This is a genomic window from Nostoc sp. DSM 114159, from assembly GCF_053470285.1.
The window spans coordinates 6,999,792-7,021,284 of record NZ_JBPFEH010000001.1 but is presented as its reverse complement, the minus strand read 5'-3'; the positions used below and the strand labels follow the sequence as shown (position 1 = coordinate 7,021,284).

At 44.1% G+C, this 21,493-nt stretch carries 16 protein-coding genes; 3 read left to right on the top strand and 13 right to left on the bottom strand.

Annotated elements, in window-relative coordinates:
• Nucleotides 1-59: 59 nt before the first annotated feature.
• The 13 genes from accD to ACR5KR_RS29605 form a co-directional block, all read right to left on the bottom strand.
• The gene (gene accD / locus ACR5KR_RS29665; RefSeq protein WP_445628797.1) at nt 60-1,010 is read right to left on the bottom strand and encodes an acetyl-CoA carboxylase, carboxyltransferase subunit beta; all 951 of its coding nucleotides are present in this window, start codon (nt 1,008-1,010) and stop codon (nt 60-62) included.
• A gap of 763 nt (nt 1,011-1,773) precedes the next feature.
• Nucleotides 1,774-2,601: a prepilin peptidase gene (locus ACR5KR_RS29660; RefSeq protein ID WP_445628796.1), complete on the bottom strand. Its 828-nt coding sequence runs from the start codon at nt 2,599-2,601 to the stop codon at nt 1,774-1,776.
• Nucleotides 2,602-2,965: 364 nt separating this feature from the next.
• The gene (locus tag ACR5KR_RS29655) at nt 2,966-3,226 is read right to left on the bottom strand and encodes a hypothetical protein (RefSeq protein ID WP_094347451.1); all 261 of its coding nucleotides are present in this window, start codon (nt 3,224-3,226) and stop codon (nt 2,966-2,968) included.
• 90 nt (nt 3,227-3,316) lie between these two features.
• Complete coding sequence (leuB, locus tag ACR5KR_RS29650) at nt 3,317-4,405, bottom strand: 3-isopropylmalate dehydrogenase (protein ID WP_445628795.1); 1,089 nt, start codon at nt 4,403-4,405, stop codon at nt 3,317-3,319.
• A gap of 197 nt (nt 4,406-4,602) precedes the next feature.
• Complete coding sequence (locus ACR5KR_RS29645; protein ID WP_448269047.1) at nt 4,603-7,353, bottom strand: cation-translocating P-type ATPase; 2,751 nt, start codon at nt 7,351-7,353, stop codon at nt 4,603-4,605.
• Nucleotides 7,354-7,447: 94 nt separating this feature from the next.
• On the bottom strand, nt 7,448-7,990 hold the full coding sequence (locus ACR5KR_RS29640) for a hypothetical protein (protein ID WP_448269046.1): 543 nt from the start codon (nt 7,988-7,990) through the stop codon (nt 7,448-7,450).
• A 913-nt stretch (nt 7,991-8,903) separates the two neighbouring features.
• Nucleotides 8,904-10,175 (bottom strand): CheR family methyltransferase, encoded by a 1,272-nt coding sequence (locus ACR5KR_RS29635; RefSeq protein ID WP_448269045.1) that lies wholly within the window; start codon nt 10,173-10,175, stop codon nt 8,904-8,906.
• 321 nt (nt 10,176-10,496) lie between these two features.
• A complete protein-coding gene (locus tag ACR5KR_RS29630; protein ID WP_448269043.1) occupies nt 10,497-14,633 on the bottom strand; it encodes an ATP-binding protein in 4,137 nt (1,378 codons plus the stop codon).
• A gap of 55 nt (nt 14,634-14,688) precedes the next feature.
• Nucleotides 14,689-15,036 carry a XisI protein gene (locus tag ACR5KR_RS29625; protein WP_445628789.1) on the bottom strand — a complete coding sequence of 116 codons (348 nt, stop codon included), beginning with the start codon at nt 15,034-15,036 and terminating at the stop codon, nt 14,689-14,691.
• Nucleotides 15,024-15,440, bottom strand: a complete 417-nt coding sequence (locus ACR5KR_RS29620; RefSeq protein ID WP_445628788.1) for a XisH family protein — start codon at nt 15,438-15,440, stop codon at nt 15,024-15,026. The genes ACR5KR_RS29625 and ACR5KR_RS29620 overlap by 13 nt, the downstream gene beginning before the upstream one ends.
• Before the next feature lie 8 nt (nt 15,441-15,448).
• Complete coding sequence (locus ACR5KR_RS29615) at nt 15,449-15,832, bottom strand: sensor histidine kinase (RefSeq protein ID WP_448269040.1); 384 nt, start codon at nt 15,830-15,832, stop codon at nt 15,449-15,451.
• Nucleotides 15,833-16,237: 405 nt separating this feature from the next.
• Complete coding sequence (locus ACR5KR_RS29610; RefSeq protein WP_448269038.1) at nt 16,238-17,275, bottom strand: response regulator; 1,038 nt, start codon at nt 17,273-17,275, stop codon at nt 16,238-16,240.
• Between the two features lie 213 nt (nt 17,276-17,488).
• Nucleotides 17,489-17,914 (bottom strand): hypothetical protein, encoded by a 426-nt coding sequence (locus ACR5KR_RS29605; RefSeq protein WP_448269037.1) that lies wholly within the window; start codon nt 17,912-17,914, stop codon nt 17,489-17,491.
• Nucleotides 17,915-18,016: 102 nt separating this feature from the next.
• On the opposite strand from ACR5KR_RS29605, the gene rppA reads away from it, so the two are divergent.
• From rppA to ACR5KR_RS29590, 3 genes are all read left to right on the top strand, one after another.
• The gene (gene rppA / locus ACR5KR_RS29600; RefSeq protein ID WP_448269035.1) at nt 18,017-18,697 is read left to right on the top strand and encodes a two-component system response regulator RppA; all 681 of its coding nucleotides are present in this window, start codon (nt 18,017-18,019) and stop codon (nt 18,695-18,697) included.
• A gap of 175 nt (nt 18,698-18,872) precedes the next feature.
• Complete coding sequence (locus tag ACR5KR_RS29595) at nt 18,873-20,153, top strand: sensor histidine kinase (protein ID WP_448269033.1); 1,281 nt, start codon at nt 18,873-18,875, stop codon at nt 20,151-20,153.
• A gap of 363 nt (nt 20,154-20,516) precedes the next feature.
• Nucleotides 20,517-21,467 carry an ABC transporter ATP-binding protein gene (locus tag ACR5KR_RS29590; RefSeq protein WP_448269031.1) on the top strand — a complete coding sequence of 317 codons (951 nt, stop codon included), beginning with the start codon at nt 20,517-20,519 and terminating at the stop codon, nt 21,465-21,467.
• Nucleotides 21,468-21,493 lie beyond the last annotated feature (26 nt).

Here is a 21,493-nt window from a genome sequence, read left to right as displayed (position 1 = left end):
AAGTTAGGAGTTAGGAGTTGTAAATTTTTAACTCATAACTCATAACTCATAACTTTTGACTATTCTGCGGCGGTAGAAGTCAAGGACATTGTTTCCCACAACACCATGTGAGGTGTTGTTAATACAGGCTGATGTAGAGCAATCAGCTGGGCTAAGGTGTTCTTTAATTGGGTACGGGGGACGATATCATCAACAAAACCATGCTGGAGCAAATCTTCAGCAGTCTGGAAATCTTCGGGTAGTTTTTCCCGTAGGGTTTGCTCAATCACTCGCCGACCTGCAAAACCAATGGTTGCCTTGGGTTCTGCCAAAATTATATCGCCCAACATTGCAAAACTAGCGGTAACGCCGCCCGTTGTCGGATTGGTCAAAACAGGAATATATAATAATCGGGCATCTTTATGGCGCTGTAAAGCTGCGGAGATTTTTGCCATTTGCATCAAAGAGAGCATACCTTCTTGCATTCTCGCGCCACCGGAGGTGCAGACGATAACTACAGGATAGCGTCGTTGAGTGGCTTGCTCAATCATCCGGGTGAGTCTTTCTCCCACAACCGAACCCATACTACCACCCATGAAGCGGAAGTCCATAACTCCAAGGGCAATGGGCAAACCATTGATTTGACCTAAACCAGTTTTAACTGCGTCTATTAAGCCAATTTTATCTTGTGTTTCCCGCAAGCGATCGCTGTAGGGTTTGCGATCGCGAAATTCTAGCGGGTCAGTTGGACGCAAATGCTCATCCAGAGGTTTCCAGGTATTGTTATCTATCAATTGACGGATGCGCTCATCACTGTCTACCCGATTGTGATGACCACATTCGACACAAACCATCTGATTGGCTTTCAAGTCTTTTGTATATGCCAACACGCCACATTTAGAGCATTTATGCCACAAACCATCAGCAATTTCACGTTCTTGGCGTTCGAGGCTGGTAGGCCCTGACTTCCTTCGATTTGCAAACCAATCAAATAGAGACTTTAAACCACGTGATTCTTCGTTGTTAGCCATTTTTTATTTTATTTTAAGTGGGTATGAGGTCGAAAACATGTCAAACCGTATTGGTTGTGCTAAGTCATAAGTCATTTGTATTTACTAATGACTTATGAATACATCGTTAAACTACGTTTTTAAGCAATTCAGACCTTAATTTTCGTCTTTGGTTGCCAGCTTAACGAAAATACTTATACCAATACAAGTCTCTTGCTCTTTTTTTCAGCAGACTTAATTATATGGACGTAGTGACAAAACCATGAGAATACCAACCTCCAAATAAGATGCTCTCCCCCTCCCACCCTAATCAATTATTTGTATTGCTGGGTTTTGAACAATCAGCATCTGTTGCACTAGTTGTACTTGCCAACGGTTAATCGTCGTTAAGAGGGTAATACAAGTCACAAGCTGAATATTATCAAAATGTGAAAGGCAGATGGGGTAATGTTGGTTACAGTCACGAATTATAAATATTTCTTATGAAAGAGCATTAGGTATGGGTATAGGGCATTGGGTGTTGGGCATGGAGAAGAGACAAGAGAGACAAGGAAGAGGGGGAAGACAAGGGAGAGATTTGTTCAATAATTCCCTCTTGTCCCCCTTGTCCCCCTTGTCCCCCTTGTCTCCCTCATCTTCCCTGCTCCTCTGCTCCTCTGGTCATTGAGCGTAGTCGTACCCCTCCGGGGAAGCAAGCTACGCGCAGCGTCTCGTAGAGAAGTGCTGCTCCCACTTCGGCTACGCTCAGTGACCACCTGCTCCCCTGCCTCTTTCCTACTTCAATTCAAGAGGCTGGAAAAAATAACCGCAGGTAGCTAGACAAAATGGCTTCGCCGCTAAACAGGGTAATCACAGATCCTAAAGCCAGAAAAGGCCCAAAAGGGATCTTTTGTCCTAATTTTTGTCGCGATCGCTGCATAATCAAAATACCGATGCCAATAAATGCTCCTAGCGCACAGGCAATAAAACTAGCCAAGAGCAAATATTTCCAGCCTAACCAGGCTCCCATCATGGATGCTAACTTGGGATCGCCTGTACCCATTGCTCTTTTACCAAAGGCAATTGAACTCAATAGGGCGATCGCTTCAAACAGCCATAAGCCTAATACTGCACCAACTATAGCGATCATAAGGTGATTTACCAATGCCACAAAACTACCCTCTGGTAGAAAACCAACTATCATTTGAAACAAAATTCCCACCACTAAACCCGACTTAATCAGTGGATTGGGTAGGGTCATTGTATCTAAGTCGATGAGTGATAGCGCCAATAACCAACTGCAAAAAGCCCAATAGCCTATTGTTAAAGTCGAAACTTGAAATACCAAAAAAATTAGTAAAAAAATTATGCCCGTTACCCCTTCTACCACAGGATAACGGACAGAAATTTTGCTTTTGCAATATCGACACCGCCCTTTTAAGGAAATCCAGCCGAACACTGGTACGTTGTCGTAAGCTTTTAGCTGGTTTAAGCATTTAGGACAACGAGAAGGCGGCCAAAGAATTGACAACCCAGCAGGTAGGCGATAAACAATAACATTCAAAAAACTACCAATAGATGCACCCAAAGCAAAGACCATTACACTCGCCGGGATGGCGAACAAAATGTCCATACAGTCATTTGTCCTTTGTCATTTGTCATTTGTCCTTTGTCATTTGTCCTTTGTCATTTGTCATTTGTCAATAACTAGTTACCAATGACCAATACATCTCTTGGAGAGGGTGCACTTCGACTCATTTCGGCTACGCGGTAATTGAGCGTAGTCGAAATTCAATGACCAACGCTCTGTTACCACGCCAACGACTACGCCCAACTCTTGGAGAGGCTGCGCCTTAAGCGTTCGCGTTGGCGAAGCCTCTCGAAGAGAAACGTCTCGAAGAGAAGCTATGCCGCAGGCTTTACGGCTACGCTCAGGACAAGCTTAGTACAAGTGACTAATGACTAATGACCAATGACCAATGACCAATGACCAATGACTAATACATATGGGATTCAATTTGACTTAAGGGCACAAAACACTCTTGAGGTAAAAGAACTGGTTGGTTAGTAAAAATAACCTTGCCTCGATGAGTCACACGATTAATTGCTACACCGGAAGGTTGCCCAGCTATTTCGGGATGGACTTCACAGTGAGTATAGTATATCTGCCCAGCAGCTCTAATTACAGAGGGATCAATCAAAGGCGATTGGTTCTTTGGGGCGGTAAAATTTACTTGACCTTGTCGTAATGCGTACACTATCGACTGTTATTTGATTGCTAGATTTCCCTTTAGTCTACCCGAAACTTATAGCAAAGGTTGCCAAATTGCCCAAGTTGCTATATAAAATTATTTTTCTTCGATCGCTTTGATGAGTGAGTCTCCCATAGCGCGGCAACCAAGCAGATTTTTTCCTGGAGAAATTATATCGCCTGTGCGATCGCCTTGCTCTAAAACTTGCAGTACACCTTGTTCGATCCGATCTGCCGCTTCTGGTTGGTCTAAACCGTAACGTAACATCATCGCCACACTCAAAACTTGTGCTAGAGGATTTGCCTTATCCTGTCCAGCAATATCTGGGGCGGAACCATGAACTGGTTCATATACACCAGGGCCAGAAGCGCCCAAACTAGCTGAAGGTAACATCCCAATACTACCTGTGAGCATGGCAGCAGCATCAGAGAGAATATCGCCAAACAAGTTGCCTGTAACAATGGTGTCAAACTGCTTGGGAGCGCGTACCAACTGCATAGCAGCATTATCTACATATAAATGAGAGAGTTCGATATCTGGATATTCGGTAGAAAGTTGGGTGATGCGATCGCGCCACAACTGAGATACTTCTAATACGTTCGCTTTATCTACTGAACAAAGTTTTCCACCGCGTTTTCGGGCTGTTTCAAAGGCCACTCGCCCAATGCGTTCAATTTCCGATTCGGTGTAAACCATCGTATTTACACCGCGTTTCTCACCGTTTTCTGTAGCAAAAATACCTTTAGGTTTACCAAAGTAAATCCCACCAGTGAGTTCGCGCACCACCATAATATCCACGCCTTCGACAATTTCGCGTTTCAAAGTTGAAGCGTCGATTAGCTGGGGCAAAATTTTCGCTGGGCGCAAATTGGCAAATAATTCCAAACCGGCACGTAACCCTAACAAACCTGTTTCTGGACGTAAATTGGATGGCAGAGAATCCCACTTATAACCACCAATCGCTGCAAGTAACACAGCATCACTGTTACGGCAAGCCTCTAGAGTGGCAGATGGTAGGGGTTCCCCGGTGGCATCAATTGCTGCACCACCGATGAGAACTTCTTGGAATTCAAACTTCAGATCGAATTGCTTCCCTACGACTTTCAGCACATCTACCGCCACTGCCATAATTTCAGGGCCAATGCCATCGCCGGGGAGTAGAGTAATGCGGTAGTTCTGAGTCATAGCTGGTTATTACTAGGTAAATGCTTTCAGATCAAATATCATACCTAGCAAAATGTACTGATGGAGTTTTTAATTTTAGGACTGAAAATAGCTGTAAGCTTTTTCGCGTATTTTTGCGTAAGTCCTGAATTTATTTGGGTGCGGCTCTAAGGTAATCATCTGGTATTGGATGAAACTACCAAAAAAGTCCTATATCCCTAGTTGAGCGGATCGAAACGCTGCAAGATCAGAGCTATGAACACTACTGGCAAACCTACACCCATACAAATGAGAGCTTGCATAAATGTCAAAGGTGTGGTGTTAAACACTTGATTCATCATGCTCCACTGACTAAACAGACATTGTAAAATCACCACAGCCACAATTCCGATCGCAGGTGCATAGGCTACAGGTGTGCGTTTACCTTGGAATCTCACGACTAGAGATGGTAAAAACTGGGTAATGCTTAACAGGTAAAAGATTTCTGCCGCCACCAATCCATTAATCGCCATCGTGCGAGCTAAGGCTTCATTGCCTGTAGTTTGAAGTATCCATTGAAACATCCCAAAAATTACTACCCAATTGAAGACGGAAATCGCGATGATGCGCTGGAGCAATCCACCCGATAAAAGTCTTTCTCTGGGGTTGCGCGGTGGTTGTTGCATCACCTGTCCAGATTTTGGCTCAAAGGCGAGGGGGGCAATTAATGCTATTGAACTGACCATGTTCAACCAGAGAATTTGGATTGGTAAGATGGGAAGCACGGTTGCTAGGAAAATAGCAATCAAAATCGTCATGGATTCGCCAACGTTGATCGGCAGCAAGAAGGCGATCGCTTTTCGTAAGTTGCGGTAAACACTACGTCCCTCTTCCACAGCAGCTTCGATTGAAGCGAAGTTATCGTCAGTTAGCAGCATATCCGCCGATTCTTTGGCAACCTCTGCCCCAGCTATGCCCATCGCTACACCAATATCTGCCTGTTTGAGAGCAGGAGCATCGTTGACACCATCTCCAGTCATGGCAATAATTTCACCCTGAGACTGCAATGCTTTTACCAGATGCAATTTTTGTTCTGGCGCAACTCGTGCAAAAACCATACCTTCCTCAGCCGCTTGGGTGAATTCTTTTTCATCCATCTGAGTTAATTGCTGTCCGGTGAAAACTTGTGCTTCAGTCGAGCAAATTCCCATTTGACGGGCGATCGCAGCTGCTGTTAGTGCATGATCCCCTGTAATCATTTTTACCTGAATCCCGGCAGATTGACAGGCTTTGACTGCGGCGATCGCTTCTTCGCGCGGCGGATCGATAATGCCTTGAAGTCCCAGAAACACCAGTCCTCGATCGAGATCGTTGCGATCCAAGGATCGCTTAGTGGCAACTTCTTTGCTGGCAAAAGCTAGCACTCGTAACCCTTGGTTTGCCATACCAGCAACTTCTTCTTCCACTGTGGCAGGATTGAGACGAGCGAGTTGTCCTTGAGCATCAAACATCCGATCGCATCGTTGGAGAATTGCCTCTACAGAACCTTTGAGATAAATCACATTCAGCCGGCGTTTTACATCCAATTCATGCAAAGTCGCCATGTATTGGAATTGAGACTCAAAGGGAATGGTGTCTATTCTGGGTAATTCTTGCTCTAGATTGGCTTGCGTCATTCCCACTTTATTGGCAGCCGTAATCAATGCTCCCTCAGTTGGGGTTCCTACTAAATCCCACTGTCCATCTCCCCATTCGATGTGAGAATCATTGCAGAGCAATCCTGCTTCTAAGGATTCCCAAAGAGCAATATGTCCATCTGCATTGAAATCAACAGGCTGTCCATCGATTAGGATTTCACCGTCTGGCGCATAACCAATACCGCTAACGGTGTAATGTTGTCCACCTGCATAAATCTTTTGAACCGTCATCTGATTCTCAGTTAACGTCCCAGTTTTGTCAGAGCAGATAACGGTGGTACTTCCCAAGGTTTCCACAGCAGGTAGCTTGCGAATAATCGCCTTACGTCGTGCCATCCGAGAAACTCCGATCGCCAAAGTGACGGTAACGATCGCAGGTAATCCTTCGGGAATCGCGCTGACTACCAAAGCCACAGTCGCTTTAAAAACATCAATCCAAGATTCGCCTTGTCCTAATCCGACTGCAAATGTCAGAGCAGCCAAACCTAAAATCACATACAACAAGCTTTTGCTAAACTTGTCAATATTTCGCGTTAGCGGTGTTTTCAGATTTGTGCTGCTTTCAATTAACTGGGAGATGCGACCGGTTTGGGTGGCATCTGCGATCGCGACTACAATCCCTTCTGCCTGTCCAAAGGTGACGAAACTTCCGGCATACACCATATTGCTGCGTTCGGCTAACGGTGTCTCGACATCCAACAATTGAGTTACTTTCTCCACCGGAACGGATTCGCCTGTTAAGGCAGACTCGTCAACTTGCAAGCCACGCACACTTAATAGCCGCAGATCGGCGGGTACTTTATCCCCAGATGCCAACAGTACCAAATCACCTAGAACAAGTTCAGTCGAAGCCAAACGAGTTTTTTGACCATTGCGAATCACAGTTGCTTCGGTAGTGACAGCTTTGGATAAAGCAGCGATCGCACCTTCTGCTTTCGATTCTTGAATGTAGCCAATGATAACGTTTATCAGGGTGACACCAAAAATTACTCCTGCATCTAGCCAATCTTGCAGCAGCAGCGTTACTACTCCCGCCGTCAGCAAAATATATAGTAGTGGTTGATTAAATTGCTCTAGAAATCGCAGCCAAGGACTTTTTCCTTTTTTACTACTCAATTGATTTGCACCCATCTGCTGGTGTCGGGTGGTAGCTTCTTCATGGCTCAAACCCGCTTCTGGATGGCTGGCTAACGTTTGCACAACCTTTTGTTCGCCCAGAGTATGCCATTCATAATTGAGTAAATCTTCTGTTGTCTGAGTCAAAGTATTTGTAGCGATCGTATTTGCTGTCATCTGTGTCTCCAAACTAATTCGTAATTAATACTCATCAGATTTAAGTAAAAATTTCTTTTTGAATCTGTACCTTTGATTTTTGAAATTGGTGTGATTACGAGAATCTTTTGCTAGGTTCGTAAACATGCCACTCTCGCACACCCCAGTAACTAAGAATCAATTCTGCTTGCAAAATTTCATCTGCTGTTCCCTCTACCTTCACCAAAAGTTCTTCTTGGAAGGTGGTTGGCTTACAGAGCGTAGCTTGCCTTTCGGGAGCAAACCAACCTTGAAATGCACCATATACACTGCCCAAAATTGCACTTGCTCCACCCGCCAGCAATGTACCCAGCACAGATTCAACCGCTAATACTGGCCCAAAACCGGGAATAACTAATACGCCAAGTCCAACTGTTAGCGCCAGAAAGCCCCCGGCTGTTCCTCCTGTAATTGCGCCTGCTTTGGCACCTTCGCTCGGAGTTATGATATGTTTATCCGCATTAGCATCCCCATACAACTTTTCGTGTTTAGAGTCTAAAGGAAACACAGAAATTTTTTGCATAGGAAAGTCAATTGCTCTGAGTTCATTAAGCACCTGTGTTGCCGCTTGACGGGTAGAAATGATGCCTATTGCATATTTAACTGAATGTAAATTCATCACAATTTATCCTATATAAATAATTAAGTGAAAAACGAAAAATTATGAATATCTAAATAGTATAAAGTTAGAGTTTTTAGTTTGATTTTGAGTCATATTAGGTTGCCGAACTGCTGCTTCTATTTCAGGATTACTGATAAATGTGAATGAAAAGTGAATAAATTGTTTATCTTACTTAATTTTCATTTTTGAATCACATTTATCCCTCAAGCTAAAAGACAACACAGATGAATGAAGTAATTAGCACCTCTTGCAAAAATCCTAGAATTACCCCTCCCCAACCCTCACCTTGTGAAGCTACCTGACTTTTCACGTTATGTAGAAAAGTCCACGAAAAACTAACCCCCTTCCCAACACGGGAAGGGGGGAAAATTCAAAGTCTCTCTCCTTTTAGGAGAGAGAAATAGAAGAGAGGTTTTTCAGATACCGTAAAAAGTCAGGTGAAGCTACGGAGTATACACACGTCTGAAATAGTTGGAAATTTGGGTTTGAACGTGGTTTTACCCCACCCTAACCCTCCCCCCTTCGACAAGCTCAGGGCATCGCTTATAAAGGGGAGGGAACTAGATTTCTTATTTCCCCCCTTTATAAGGGGGGATTAAGGGGGGAAATTATCTCGTTTCCATGCTCTGCATGGGAATGCTCCTCGTTGAGGCTCTGCCTCTAATCTGGCATTGAGTCAGAGACTCAATGAATGCATTCCCAGTCGGAGACTGGGAACGAGGAAAAGACCGCAGTGGCTCCCCTTGTAAAGGGGAGGGAACTAGATTTCTTTTTCCCCCCTTTATAAGGGGGGATTAAGGGGGGTATTAGAATTGGTATCAGTACTTTGCTATACCTTCGCCAAAATAAAAGTATGAAGATAGGGCTGATTATCAACCCATTTTGCCAAGCTTATTTCTGGAGAACGTATTTATCTGATTTCTACAGGCGTTAAATCCTTGCAATTTGGCGAAGGTGTTGCCATAAAAGTGAGATTTGCTCCAATTAGGCTACCACTCGGTTTTATTATTGGTGTAATGTGGATATCGAAATAACGAGTGCTGTGGCTAGTTGTCCACTCTATGTTCTTTTCACTTATCAAATAGCGATCGCGATTTAACCGCTTCATCAATTCTCTAAAATTTACAATTTGTCCTATTTCTAAATCTTGCATTTGCACACCTAGATCGTCATTTTTGAGACCAAATAAGGTATAAGCTTGCTCGTTAGCCATAATTAGGCAAGCACGAGCGTCGACTGCAAGTAAGGCAAATAGGCTGTTTTGGAAAGCAGCTTGCCAGAAGTGGATAATTTCAGAAACTGGAGAGTCGGGTACTTTCTTTTTGGCAGACTCAGGTCGAATCTGCAAGTATTTTTGCAAACTGAGATTCTCTGCTTTAGTAAAAATCGAATGCTTCATACTAACGGGGATGAAGATTTGTTTGTCGTTAGTCAAGTTTTTTGTTTTTTCTAAAAAAAGAAAACCATTATTGTTCAAGGCAAAATGAAAGCGAAGTAGAATAGTTGCGTAAGTTTTTACGTCGAAGTACTTTAGGATGTTGCGGCACACAAGCAGGTCAATTTTAGATATGGGCGCATTCTTAACTAAGTCATGGCGACCAAAAATGATTGACCTACGCAGTTCGGAGCAAAAAACATGAATCGACCCAATTTGCTTACAGTAGTCAGACAAAAATTTACAGGGAATGTCTGCTAGCTCCGAGTCACTATAACTACCTTGTCGCCCCTGTTTGAGCGCGTCTTCTTCTATATCCGTGGCAAAAATTTGCACTCGTTCCAAATATTGCTCCATACCCAGAGCTTTTGCTAGCAACATACTCACTGCATAAGCTTCTTGTCCAAAAGCACAGCCAGCAACCCAAACTCGAATTCTTTCGTCTGGATGCTTGCTCTTAATAATTTGGGGAATAATTTTGTTAGCTAAATAATCCCAAGAATCGCGCTTAGAAAACAAGTCGGTGGAATTCTTTAAAATGGTGTTAATTAAAACATTAAGTTCTTCGGGTTGATCTTGTAAGTATTGCAAGTATTTACTATATTTCTCAATTTTTAATTGCTGCATCCGGTCTTGTAACTGAGCTATTAAATTCAGCTGGTTATAATCTTCCAGATTATAAGTATAATTTTGCTGAAGGTAATCTAATAAAGTCTCTAACTCTTGCTGGCAAATTGATTTATTCATGTTATTATTTTTTTGTGTTGCTAAATAATTACTGAAGCACTGAAGTTAATGTAAAAAGGCATCGTTAGCCGTACTCAGTGAAATCTGTCAAAATAATGTATTATTAATGTTAAATATAAATAATACCAAGTTGCCAAAGTTAGTATTGTTTAGTATCTAAGCGCTGCTGGACTAGCTTTCAAGCAAATAATACTATCTATCACAACTTGGTATTATTTGATTAATATTTTTAAATTTTAAATAATTAGTATTTCTTCTGAAGCTAGAAAGGAATCATTTACTATACAACAAACTTGAAGTACTAAAAAACTGCCTTAAGGCTTAAATGCTATTACCACTCAACGGTAAGTTGACAATAAAAGTTGCACCCTGCCCGACTGCTGCACTTTGGGCGTAGATAGTACCACCGTGGAGTTCTACGAGGTTACGTGCGATCGCCAGTCCTAACCCTAGTCCTTTTTTTGTGCCTTTTGCTTGACGAAATGCGTCAAAAATGTGTGGTAGAAACTCAGAATCTATGCCGCAGCCAGTGTCACTTAATATAATCTGGGCTTGATTTTCATGAGTTTGCAGACTAATTTCAATTTTTCCCCCAGTAGGAGTAAATTTGACAGCATTAGTCAGTAAATTTAAGACAATTTGTTGTAAACGGTGTGGATCGCCTTGAACTGTTACTGGTAAAGGAGCAAGCGTGCACTTTAAGTGAATATCTTTGGTTTGGTAAGATTGATGCACTGTAGCGATCGCCATTTCAATCACTTCTTGCAGTTCAACTGGCTCTGGATTGAGGTTAATTTTACCCGCAGTGATACGCGAGATATCGAGCAAATCTTGAACGAGTTTAGTTTGGAGAGTAGCATTGCGTTCTATCGCTTCCAGGGATTTCGTCAGCATGGCAAGACTTGGCTGGCTGCTACGGAGTAAGCGAGTCCAACCAAGAATAGCGACTAGGGGGGTATTGAGTTCGTGAGAAACTTCTGCTAAAAACTTATCCTTCATCCGGTTAATTGTTTTCTCTTGGTGGAGTGCAAGCGATCGCAACTGTGCCATTTGGAGATGAGCTAAAACACGGGTGACAAGTTCGGTGGCCGAGAAGGGTTTAATTAAGTAATCGTCAGCCCCAGCTTGAAGCCCTTCAATTACAGACTCTTCTCTTGCACGGGCAGACAGCAGGATGATGGGTACTTCTTTTGTCCGGGCGTCGGCACGCAATGCTTTCAATAACTCAAAGCCGTCCACCTGTGGCATCATCACATCAGAAAGAACCAAAGAAGGTACTCGTTCGGTAACAATTGCCAGTGCAGCTGCCCCATCCGCAACGGCTTCAACTTCAACATCGCGATCGCTTAATATCCGCTTGAGGTAATCGCGCATATCGGCGTTGTCATCGACAATCAGGACATAGGTTGAGGGAGGTGGGGAAGAAGTTTTAGTTTCTGAGTTCGCCGAAATGGTTTCTGAGTTCGCCGAAATGATTTCTGAGTTCGCCGAAATGATTTCTGGGTTCGCCGAAATGATTTCTGAGTTCGCAGAAATGATTTCTGAGTTCGCCGAAATGATTTCTGAGTTCGCCGAAATGATTTCTGGGTTCGCCGAAATGGTTTCTGAGTTCGCCGAAATGGTTTCTGAGTTCGCCGAAATGGTTTCTGAGTTCGCCGAAATGGTTTTTGCAGCTGCTTCCCCTACTTCTGTTGTATCGCTATCTTGCAACAACCAGCGCTCTGCCTCTTGAACATAAGGGGCTGCACCTAATGCAGTTGATGTCAAGATGCGTGTTGCTATGATACGATCGCCTACGTCGAATCGTAGGCGATCGCTTGGCAGGTGTGCTGTCCCTAATGGAATTGTGACGGTGAAGCAACTTCCCACTCCTGGAGTACTGCTCACATCTATAGTTCCGCCATGCATCTCGATCAATTCCTGCACCAAAGCTAGACCAATACCAGACCCTTCATGAGTTCTGGCTTTTGTACTTCGCACTTGATAAAATCTTTCAAACAGATGGGGCAGTTCTTCCGGCTCAATCCCGGTGCCTGTATCTTCTACCTTTAGCGTTACACGATCGCCATCAGCAAGATGCAGTCTGACGGCGATTTCGCCTTCTAGGGTAAACTTAAAGGCGTTGGAGAGCAAGTTAAGCACAATTTTCTCCCACATTTGGCGGTCTACGTATACAGGCTCGGCTAAAGGTGGGCAATCGACCACTAGCCGCAAAGAAGCCCTTTCAATGGCGGAACGAAACACTGAGGCTAACTCAGTGGTGAACGTTGCCAAGTCGGTCGGTTCATAAACTGCTTCCATGCGTCCGGCTTCGATGCGAGAGAAGTCGAGCAGGGTATTAACTAGTTTCAGCAGCCTCACGGCGTTTCGCTGAACAAGTTCTAGGCGGAGGCTTTGTTCTTGAGGCAGGGGATGAATGCGATCGCTTAAAGCATCTTGCAAAGGAGCCAGCAACAGCGTTATAGGCGTGCGGAATTCATGGCTCACATTGCTGAAGAAAGCTGTTTTGGCACGATCGAGGTCTGCCAGAGCTTCGGCTCGTTGGCGTTCTTGTTGACGGGCAGCTTGTTCCTGAATCAGGCGAATTCGATCGGCTTCTGCCTGTTTGCGATCGGTAATGTTGTTGAATACGACGACAATGTGGTGTTTATCTTCGTTGATGCGCGACACCAAAATCTCGAACCAGTAATCTACACTGTCGATGTAGTGTTCAAACCGGGTTGATTCGCCTGTTTGAGCTACCGTGCCAAAGGTTTGCAGCCAGTTCTGATTCAACGGTTGATTCAGTTGAGTGGCGTTTTTACCTGCGACATCGCGCAGTCCAGTCAGGGACTCGAACGCTGGGTTGACCTGCAAAATTTTCCAGTCGATCGCTCTTTCATCGTCGTCATACAGCAGTTCGCAGAGGGCGTAACCTTCAGCGATCGAATTGAACAGCAGCCGATATTTTTCTTCTGATTGGCGCAACCCGATTTCGGCGCGGGCGCGTTCGACGGCTGCCCAGGTGCGATCGGCGGTTTCTGCTGCCAGTTCTACTTCCATATCTGTCCAGTCTCTGGGCGTGCTTTGAACCAGACAAAAGATGCCTACCGACTTGCCGTTTTTAATCACGGGCACATTGACATAGGAAATCACCTGCAACTGTATGCAAAGCTGCCTAACATCTTCGTCCACCGTATCGGTCGTATGCACATCCTGAACAATAAAAGGACGACCTCTATCCACCACAGCTTGCAAGATGGCAAAGTTCGAGAGCGGATACACACCGACAACGGTCGGCAAATCTCCACGGACGGTATCGCGTCGAATGATGGCATTGCCATCCTCGATTTCGCAGTAGTAGCACCTGTCCGCTCCAAAGTAATTCATGGCGGTTCGGGTTACTGTTTGCTGAATGTCAACTGGATCGGCAAGCGATCGCAGCGCATCGCTGAGTTTCAGCAGGAAGAACTGCCGCTCCTCGCTCTTGCGTAACAACTCCTCGGCAAGCTTGCGCTCAGTAATATCATAGGAAACGGCAAGCACTGCATAAACTTCACCGTCAACAGAACGCAACGGCGTTCCGCGCGAGATGAATGAGCGATTGTGTGCGTCATGTTCGTGTTCAAACGACTCACCAGCTAGCCCCCGACGGTAAAACACCTCGTAAGTTGCTGCTAATTCGAGCGGCAGTACCTCGAAAATCGTTTTTCCGACAAAATCTTCGCTTTTGAATCCAGCAGCAGACAATGCTTCTCCTTCAGCCAGCAAGTAGCGCAACTCGCGATCGACGACAAAGGCAGCTCCACCCGGCAGATTCTCAATCAAAGCGCGCGCTCGTTCTTGTGCCTGTTTGCGCTGCACAATTTCGGCTTCTAAGGCAGCGTTGGCAGCTAGCAGTTCCTTTGTTTGTCGGTGATTCAAAAGCAGGGTAGCCGCAGTAAAGTTTGCTAAACTCGTCATCACCCGCACGTCTTCACTGTCAAAGTGTCGCTGTTCATCGTGCGATATAATCCAGATTGTGCCGAGTGCTTTGTTGTCAGCAATCAGAGGCAACACCAACCCTTCAACAAAAGGGGTTTTAGCTTCCTGAAAGTACGTGAAATAGCGTTCGGGATAAGAATAAAGCACAGGTGTACCGCGATCGAGGCAAGTTCCACAGGGGCTAAAGTTGCGAGGGATAGTGCCGCCTACGTACTGTTTTAACGCTCCTGCCAACACATTCCAGCGAAAGACTTCTTCACCACTGGGCAATACTTCAAGTAAACTGACCCCTGTACTTTGGGCATTGCACAATTCTAGTGCCATGTCAACTAGACTCTGGAGCATCGTCTCCGGCTGATTTACCAACTGCCGCGCCAACGTATGCAATGCTTGATTTTCCGAGAGTAAGTTGGCTGGACGAGGGTTTCGCCGGGACAACTCTTGGGTGATGACAATATCCTCTAGGGTGACTGTTTCTGTTTGAGGTCGTTGCATCGCTTTTACTAGTTAATTGGGTGCGATCGCACAGAAATAGGCTGATTGTAATTCATTATTTTAAGGCTTGCTGACTGCCATCTGTGTATAAAGCAGCAGCAAGACGTTCTCTCACGCTGGGCGATCGAAATCCTAAAACAATATCTTGGGGTGCAACGCCGCGTCCAATCAGTTCTCGATCGATAAAAATTTCAGTACTGTTGTGCTGAATCCAAACTTTACCTTCAATCAGGTCTAGCTGCATTGCACAACCGTAGATGCGGTATTCGCCGCGCCAACCATTATGCATGACCAGATAGCGATTGCGCTCAGTATCAAAAATCAACTGGGCTTCTGGATCGTCAGCAGCAAAATTCTCTAAGAAATCACGCACGATTTGGCGATATTGGTTTACTCGATCCATTGTTCAATCACCTCTTGATTGGAATTGTAAATAATCAAGCGAACTTCATAGCGGTCTATGACCGTTTTGGCTGGCTCAAAACGCAAAAAGGTTTGATGAACATCGCTTGGAACTGCCAAATAAAGAATGCGGTCTGGTTCTTCTGAAACTTCTAAGGCAATGCGATAGTTTAGAAATTGTCCAAGGGCAGTATGAAATTCGGAGATTGCTGAACTTGACACAAAGCTTTTGACTTCTACTGCAATTTTACGTCCTGCTTTTTGGGCAGCGATCGCTTCTTCTGCGGCGAGGTCAATGTAGATATCGGCAATCCCATAGCGCAGGCGATAGGGATCGTGGGTAATTGTCCAGCCGTCTTTTTGCAGTGCCAGCTTCACAGTATCGTGAAAAATGTCTTTTGCCATCTCAACTGTTAAATTAATGGCAATTTGATGGTAAACGTTGCACCTCGTCCTTCCCCTTCACTGGCTGCCTCAATTGTACCGCCGTGTAACTCTACGAGTTGACGTGCGATCGCTAGCCCCAATCCCAGTCCTCCTGGCGAATGTCTGCTAGGAACCTCTGCTTGCGTAAAGCGATCGAAAACGTCAGGCAGAAACTCGGCACTAATTCCCACACCTGTATCTTTGATTTGAATCGTAGCTAGAGAATCAATAGTATCAATATCAAGCCGAACTTCTACTATTCCTTCCTTGAATGTAAATTTAATCGCATTGGCAAGTAATTCTCTGATAATTTGCTGCAAGCGATCGCGATCGCCTAAAACGGTGTCACATTCTTCGGAAGTTGCTTGCATTCTGACAATTTTCGCTATCGCCTGCAAATACATCCAAAGCGAGAGCGGCTTTCTTATTTTCGATTAAGCTGTCCATAATTACTCAGATAATCTACTAAAGTTCTCAATTCGTCAGCTAAGAGAATTTTAGAATGTTACCGAATTGATATATGATGATTCAGGTTTTACAGAAAAACCAAAATTCTTTCTTTCCTTGCCCCCCTGCCCCCTGCCTTTCAAGGGCAGGCTTTTAGGCTTTCGATAAATAGTTGAGAATGTTCTCAATTATTGAACGTAGTTTTAAGTTCTCAGACAATGGTTTTGGTTTTAAAATCCCAAAAATTTGTCTAATCAAAAAAACCTGCCCCAGAAAGCTGCCCCCTGCCCCCTGCCCCCTGCCCCCTGTCCTCTGCTCCCTGCCCTGGTTCACGCTCGTCCAGCAAGCTGTGCCACCATTGCTATTAACTCCCTTGGTTGAGCAAGTTTATGCAAGTGCGATTGAAAACCTGCTCTTATTGCTTTTGCTCGGTCTTCTGCAAGATAAGCAGTCAAGGCAGCAGTGGGAATTTGCCATCCCTTCTCTATTTCTAGTGCTTTAATTTTGCGAATCAAAGCATAGCCATCCTCATCAGGCATTCTGATATCGCTAATTATGACATCAGGACGCGATCGCTCTAATTCCAAAAGCGCCTCAGTTACAGATGCAACTGCTGTCACCATCACCCCATATTGCTTTAGCACTGCTGCAATTAACTCGCGGGCATCAGCTTCATCATCTATAAACAGTACGTGTAAGCCATTAAGCTGATGGGGCGTTTCCACAGGTTCGCTAAAAATAGGTTGCTGACTTGCTGCAAATTGCGATCGCTGTATGTGCTTGTACTTGGTAATATCATGCAAGCATATCTGTAGTAAACTCTGTGTCCCAAAAGCTTCTCGGATAGGCTTGACTAAAAGTAAAGCATCAAAAGCTTGAGCGTTCCGCGGACAGATAGATACTTCCCATTCTTGCACAGACTTTACATTCAACGATTGGTTGAGTTTGGTACGAAAGAATGGACGCTCTTCCCTAGAAACGAAATTAGTTAATGATTTGCCAACTAAGAAACTGGGCAACATATTTAATAATGCAGCAGCAGCATAGTTGATTTCTTGAATTTTTCCTTGGCTATCTATTAGCAAATAAGCATTAGGTGCAAATTTAAACAAATTATGATAAAGCTTGCGTTCTGTTATTATCTTTTCATTTTGTTGTAGCAGTTGTTCCTCAATGATTTCCATTGCTTCTAAACTAGCCTGCATTTCTTCTTTGAGTAGCTCTAGATTGCTGAGAGAAATGTCAAGAGCTTCTAACTCTGCAATCACCTGTTGCTGCTGCATTGGTGTCTCTTTAATGTATTTATACAGTGTCTCTATCTGATCTCTAATATTTTGAAACTCAAATAGCAACTCATCTCTGTTCATAATTAACTTGCTTGTTTACAATACCTTAGCCAAAATAAAAGGATGAAGTAGAGAGGTCTACAGTAGTAGAGTAATTGTCTTCCCAGACAACTCAAAAACTACCGATCAGCCCGTGCCCGACATCTTATCACTACTAGAGTGTCTGTTACCGCAGATAAATCCTACAACGATTTGACTTTTGCCTTGCGGTACTAGCCTGAAATCGGATCGATGTTATTGTGCAATTTCATAGCGCACTAATTTTCTAATATCCTGACGGGGTAGACCTAATTCTTGGGCAATTGTCGCTTCTATTTGGTTGAATTCTATTGTTTGAAGTTCTAATTCCAATCGCTTCAAGATGGGATCTGCTGTTTCCACTTCAACCTGGGTAATTCTCTTAGTTCGGTCAACGGCGGCGTTAATGAGTAACACATTGACTGATATCCGTGCTTCGAGTTGGGTATCTGACTGAAGTTTATTTTCTGTGGAATAGGGCCGGCTTAACTCTTGAGCAGCGAGGAAATTACAGCCAAGCCAAAACACAACCGCTACTAGTGGTAGAGGCAACCAAAACTCTAATCCCAGCCCTTGCAGCCAACGTTTACTAATACGCCACACCAATACACCTGCTTTTGATTTTGCTAGCTCACACTTCATCTATATCTTAATGGGGTAGACAATTCTCTGAAATCTGACTGATGAAAGACGTTGAGATTGCTTCAATGGATTATTCTAAACAAGCACAAGTGTATAAAAGTGATGAAAATCTTACTGGTAGAGGATGATCCAAAGCAATTAATGCCGCTACACATGGTTCTCTCTCAGGCTGGACACAGCGTTGATGGTATTAAGGATGGTGAAACTGCTCAATGGCTTTTAGCTGAAAAAGAATACGATCTGCTGATTTTAGATTGGATGTTACCTCGAATTAGTGGAGTGAGTTTGTGTCAACAATATCGGGCGGCGGGAAAAACTGCTCCCGTATTAATGATTACGGCAAAAGATACCACACCCGATAAAGTTATAGGATTAGATGCCGGAGCTGATGATTACCTCGTCAAACCGATTGATATCGTAGAGTTCATGGCACGGGTGCGGGCATTGAGGAGGCGATCGCCCCTCTGGCAAGGAGACACCCTCTGCTTGGCAGACCTCGAACTTCATCTCGATACACTCATTTTGGAGCGTCAAGAGACGACTGTATCCCTTTCCAGCCAAGAATTTCAGTTGCTAGAGTACTTCATGCGTCATCCTAAGCAAGTTTTGACTCGCCACCAAATTGAGCAAGCCGTATGGGAGTGGGGTAGTGAACCAGAAAGCAATGCAATCACCGTTTTAGTTCGTAAACTTCGCCAACGTTTGCAAACATTAGCAGCAGCCGATTGGATTGAAACTGTTTACGGTATGGGCTATCGCCTCAACCCTCCAGAACCATCTTGAAACTTGATAATAACTCAGACGCAGAGTAGGGAGTAGTGTAGTTCAATTACTTGAAAAGTCTTGTAATTACAAACTACGAACTTGTACTGAGCGTAGCCGTTGGCGTGGTCACTGAGCGTAGTCGAAGTGCAGCCTCTCGTAGAGAAGTATTACGAATTACGAATTAGCATAAGTTGTGTTTAACCGCAGTCGTCGTAACTTAGCTCGTTGGTTTACCCTTTCAATGGGATGCATTCTCATTCTCTTTGCTGGAGTCATTTACGATCTTGAGGTAAAAGACAAGCTAAAAGCATTAGATCAACTGCTTTATAAAAGAGCAGAGTTAATGGCAGCCAGTTCGCAGTATCGGCTGGATCGAGGAAAAAAACAAGTCGATCTGAGCAATATACCGCTATTGGGTAGTGGTTCTCACCCTGCTGATATTGAATTGGTCTATGTTCGCTGGTATGACCCCAATGGCAAACTCAAGCGGTTTTTTGGTACTCCACCTCCAGAAAAGTTGGGAATAGCATCTGAGTTTCTCACGATTAAATCTGTTGACCAATTTACAGGTGAGACAGTTTGGCTGCGTCAAGTTACGTTACCTGTTCAAGGCGGAAATTCGGTCATCGGTTATCTGCAAGTTGCTATCCCGCTGACAGAAACTCAAAACGATCTCAGAGAATTTCAGTTAATGTTGACCCTTGCTGTGCCTGTAGCACTGGGGTTAATTGGACTTACAGGTTGGGTACTTGGCGGCATAGCTATGCAACCCGTTCAGCAAGCTTATAATCAACTGCAACGCTTTACATCAGATGCTTCTCATGAATTGCGATCGCCTTTGTCTGCAATTTTAACCAATGCCCAAGTTGGATTACTAATGGCAGCAGACCATCCCCAAATCCATCCCTCAATGGAGAACATCATCGATAGCGCCAAGTCGATGAGTACCTTGGTTAATAACCTACTGCTGTTGGCTCGGCATCAGGGAAAATTAACTCCCGAATCTCTCAAAAAGGTTAATCTTAATAGCTTGCTAGAGAATTTAGCTATTTATTACCATACTGTTGCTGCAAAAGCATCGATCGAGTTGGTCAGCCATTTACCAGAACAATCCATTGAGTTGTGGGCTGACCCTGATTTGCTGCGGCTAGCTGTGGAAAACTTGCTCAACAACGCCTGTAATTACACTCCGTCTGGTGGAACTGTCTGGTTACGCTTAGAACCTCACCCAGATCGGGCAGTAATTCAGGTCATCGATACTGGAATTGGAATTCCAGAGGCAGATTTACCTTACATTTTCGATCGCTTTTACCGAGTTGATACAGAACGTGCCAGAGAAAGCGGCGGATTTGGGTTGGGATTAGCGATCGCTCAACAAATTGTCCAGGCTCACGGCGGTCATATTCATGCGATCAGCAATGAGGGTAAAGGCTCGACTTTCCAGATAAAGTTACCGCTGATGAGTCATTCTTAAACCAGCTTTAAGAGATGATTCATAATGAAAATCACAGATCAGAAAATATTTTCTGAGAATATCCAGAACCTCACATACTTCTTGATGTCGCTAATTTTCTGAAAGCTATAGCAGGAGGCAGGTGGTCACTGAGCGGAGCCGAAGTGAGACAGGAGGCAGTGTTTCGACTACGCTCAACTGCCGCGTAGTCGAAACTCAACAACCATGCTGGAGGTAAAAACCTTGCTATTCCTGAGATTTACGCTTGTCATTATGTCCTAATCTACTTGGCAACTGCTATAGTTTCAATTTTGGAAACCATCCTGACAAAAGCTGTAAAAAAAGTTAGGTTAGCGGTTAATTACAAGCCGCACCCTAGCAGCGATGGTAAAAGAATTAACAATTTGCACCCGTGGACTCACTAAGCAATTTGACCGACACGTTGCTGTCAATGATGTTGATTTAGAAATCCAAGCGGGGGAAGTATATGGACTGATTGGGCCGAATGGCGCGGGTAAAACAACTCTCATCCGAATGTTGGCGACTGCTGAGGAAGCAACTACGGGTGAGATTTATATTAATGGCGATCGCCTGATCCGTGACAACAGTAACCTCAAACTTAAGCGTCATCTTGGCTATTTACCCGATGACTACCCACTATATGAGGATTTGACAGTCTGGGATTACTTAGATTACTTTGCGCGTTTATATCGTTTGCGAGAACCGCGCCGCACTAAACGCTTACATGAAGTTTTAGAACTTATTCAACTTGGTAATAAACGCAATAGTCAGATTTCTACTCTGTCGAGGGGAATGAAACAGCGTTTAAGTTTAGCGCGAACCATTATCCACGAACCAATTTTACTATTACTCGATGAGCCTGTTTCTGGTCTCGATCCGATTGCGAGGATGCACTTTCGCGAAATTATTAAGGCTTTGCAAGAAGCTGGAATGACTGTCCTCATTTCCTCTCACGTTCTCAGCGATCTAGCGGAAATTTGTACTTCTGTAGGAATTATGGAACTTGGCTTTTTAGTAGAAAGTACTTCCCTACAGCAACTTTATCAACGTCTAGCTCATCAGCAAATTGTGTTATCAACTCTAGGAAACTTAGAGACACTTTTGAATGAACTTAAACATCATCCTTTAGTAGAAGAATGGGAGGTTATATTAGGAAAAAACAGTGTGCGGGTGAATTTTTCCGGCAAAGATGAAGATAGTGCCGAGTTATTGCGATCGCTCATCAAAGCCGGCATTCCTTTAACTGATTTTCACTGCACGCAAGAAGACTTAGAAAGTATTTTCTTAAAATTAGGTCACAAACAAGCATCTTGATTCATCAATAAATCTTACTCCCTATT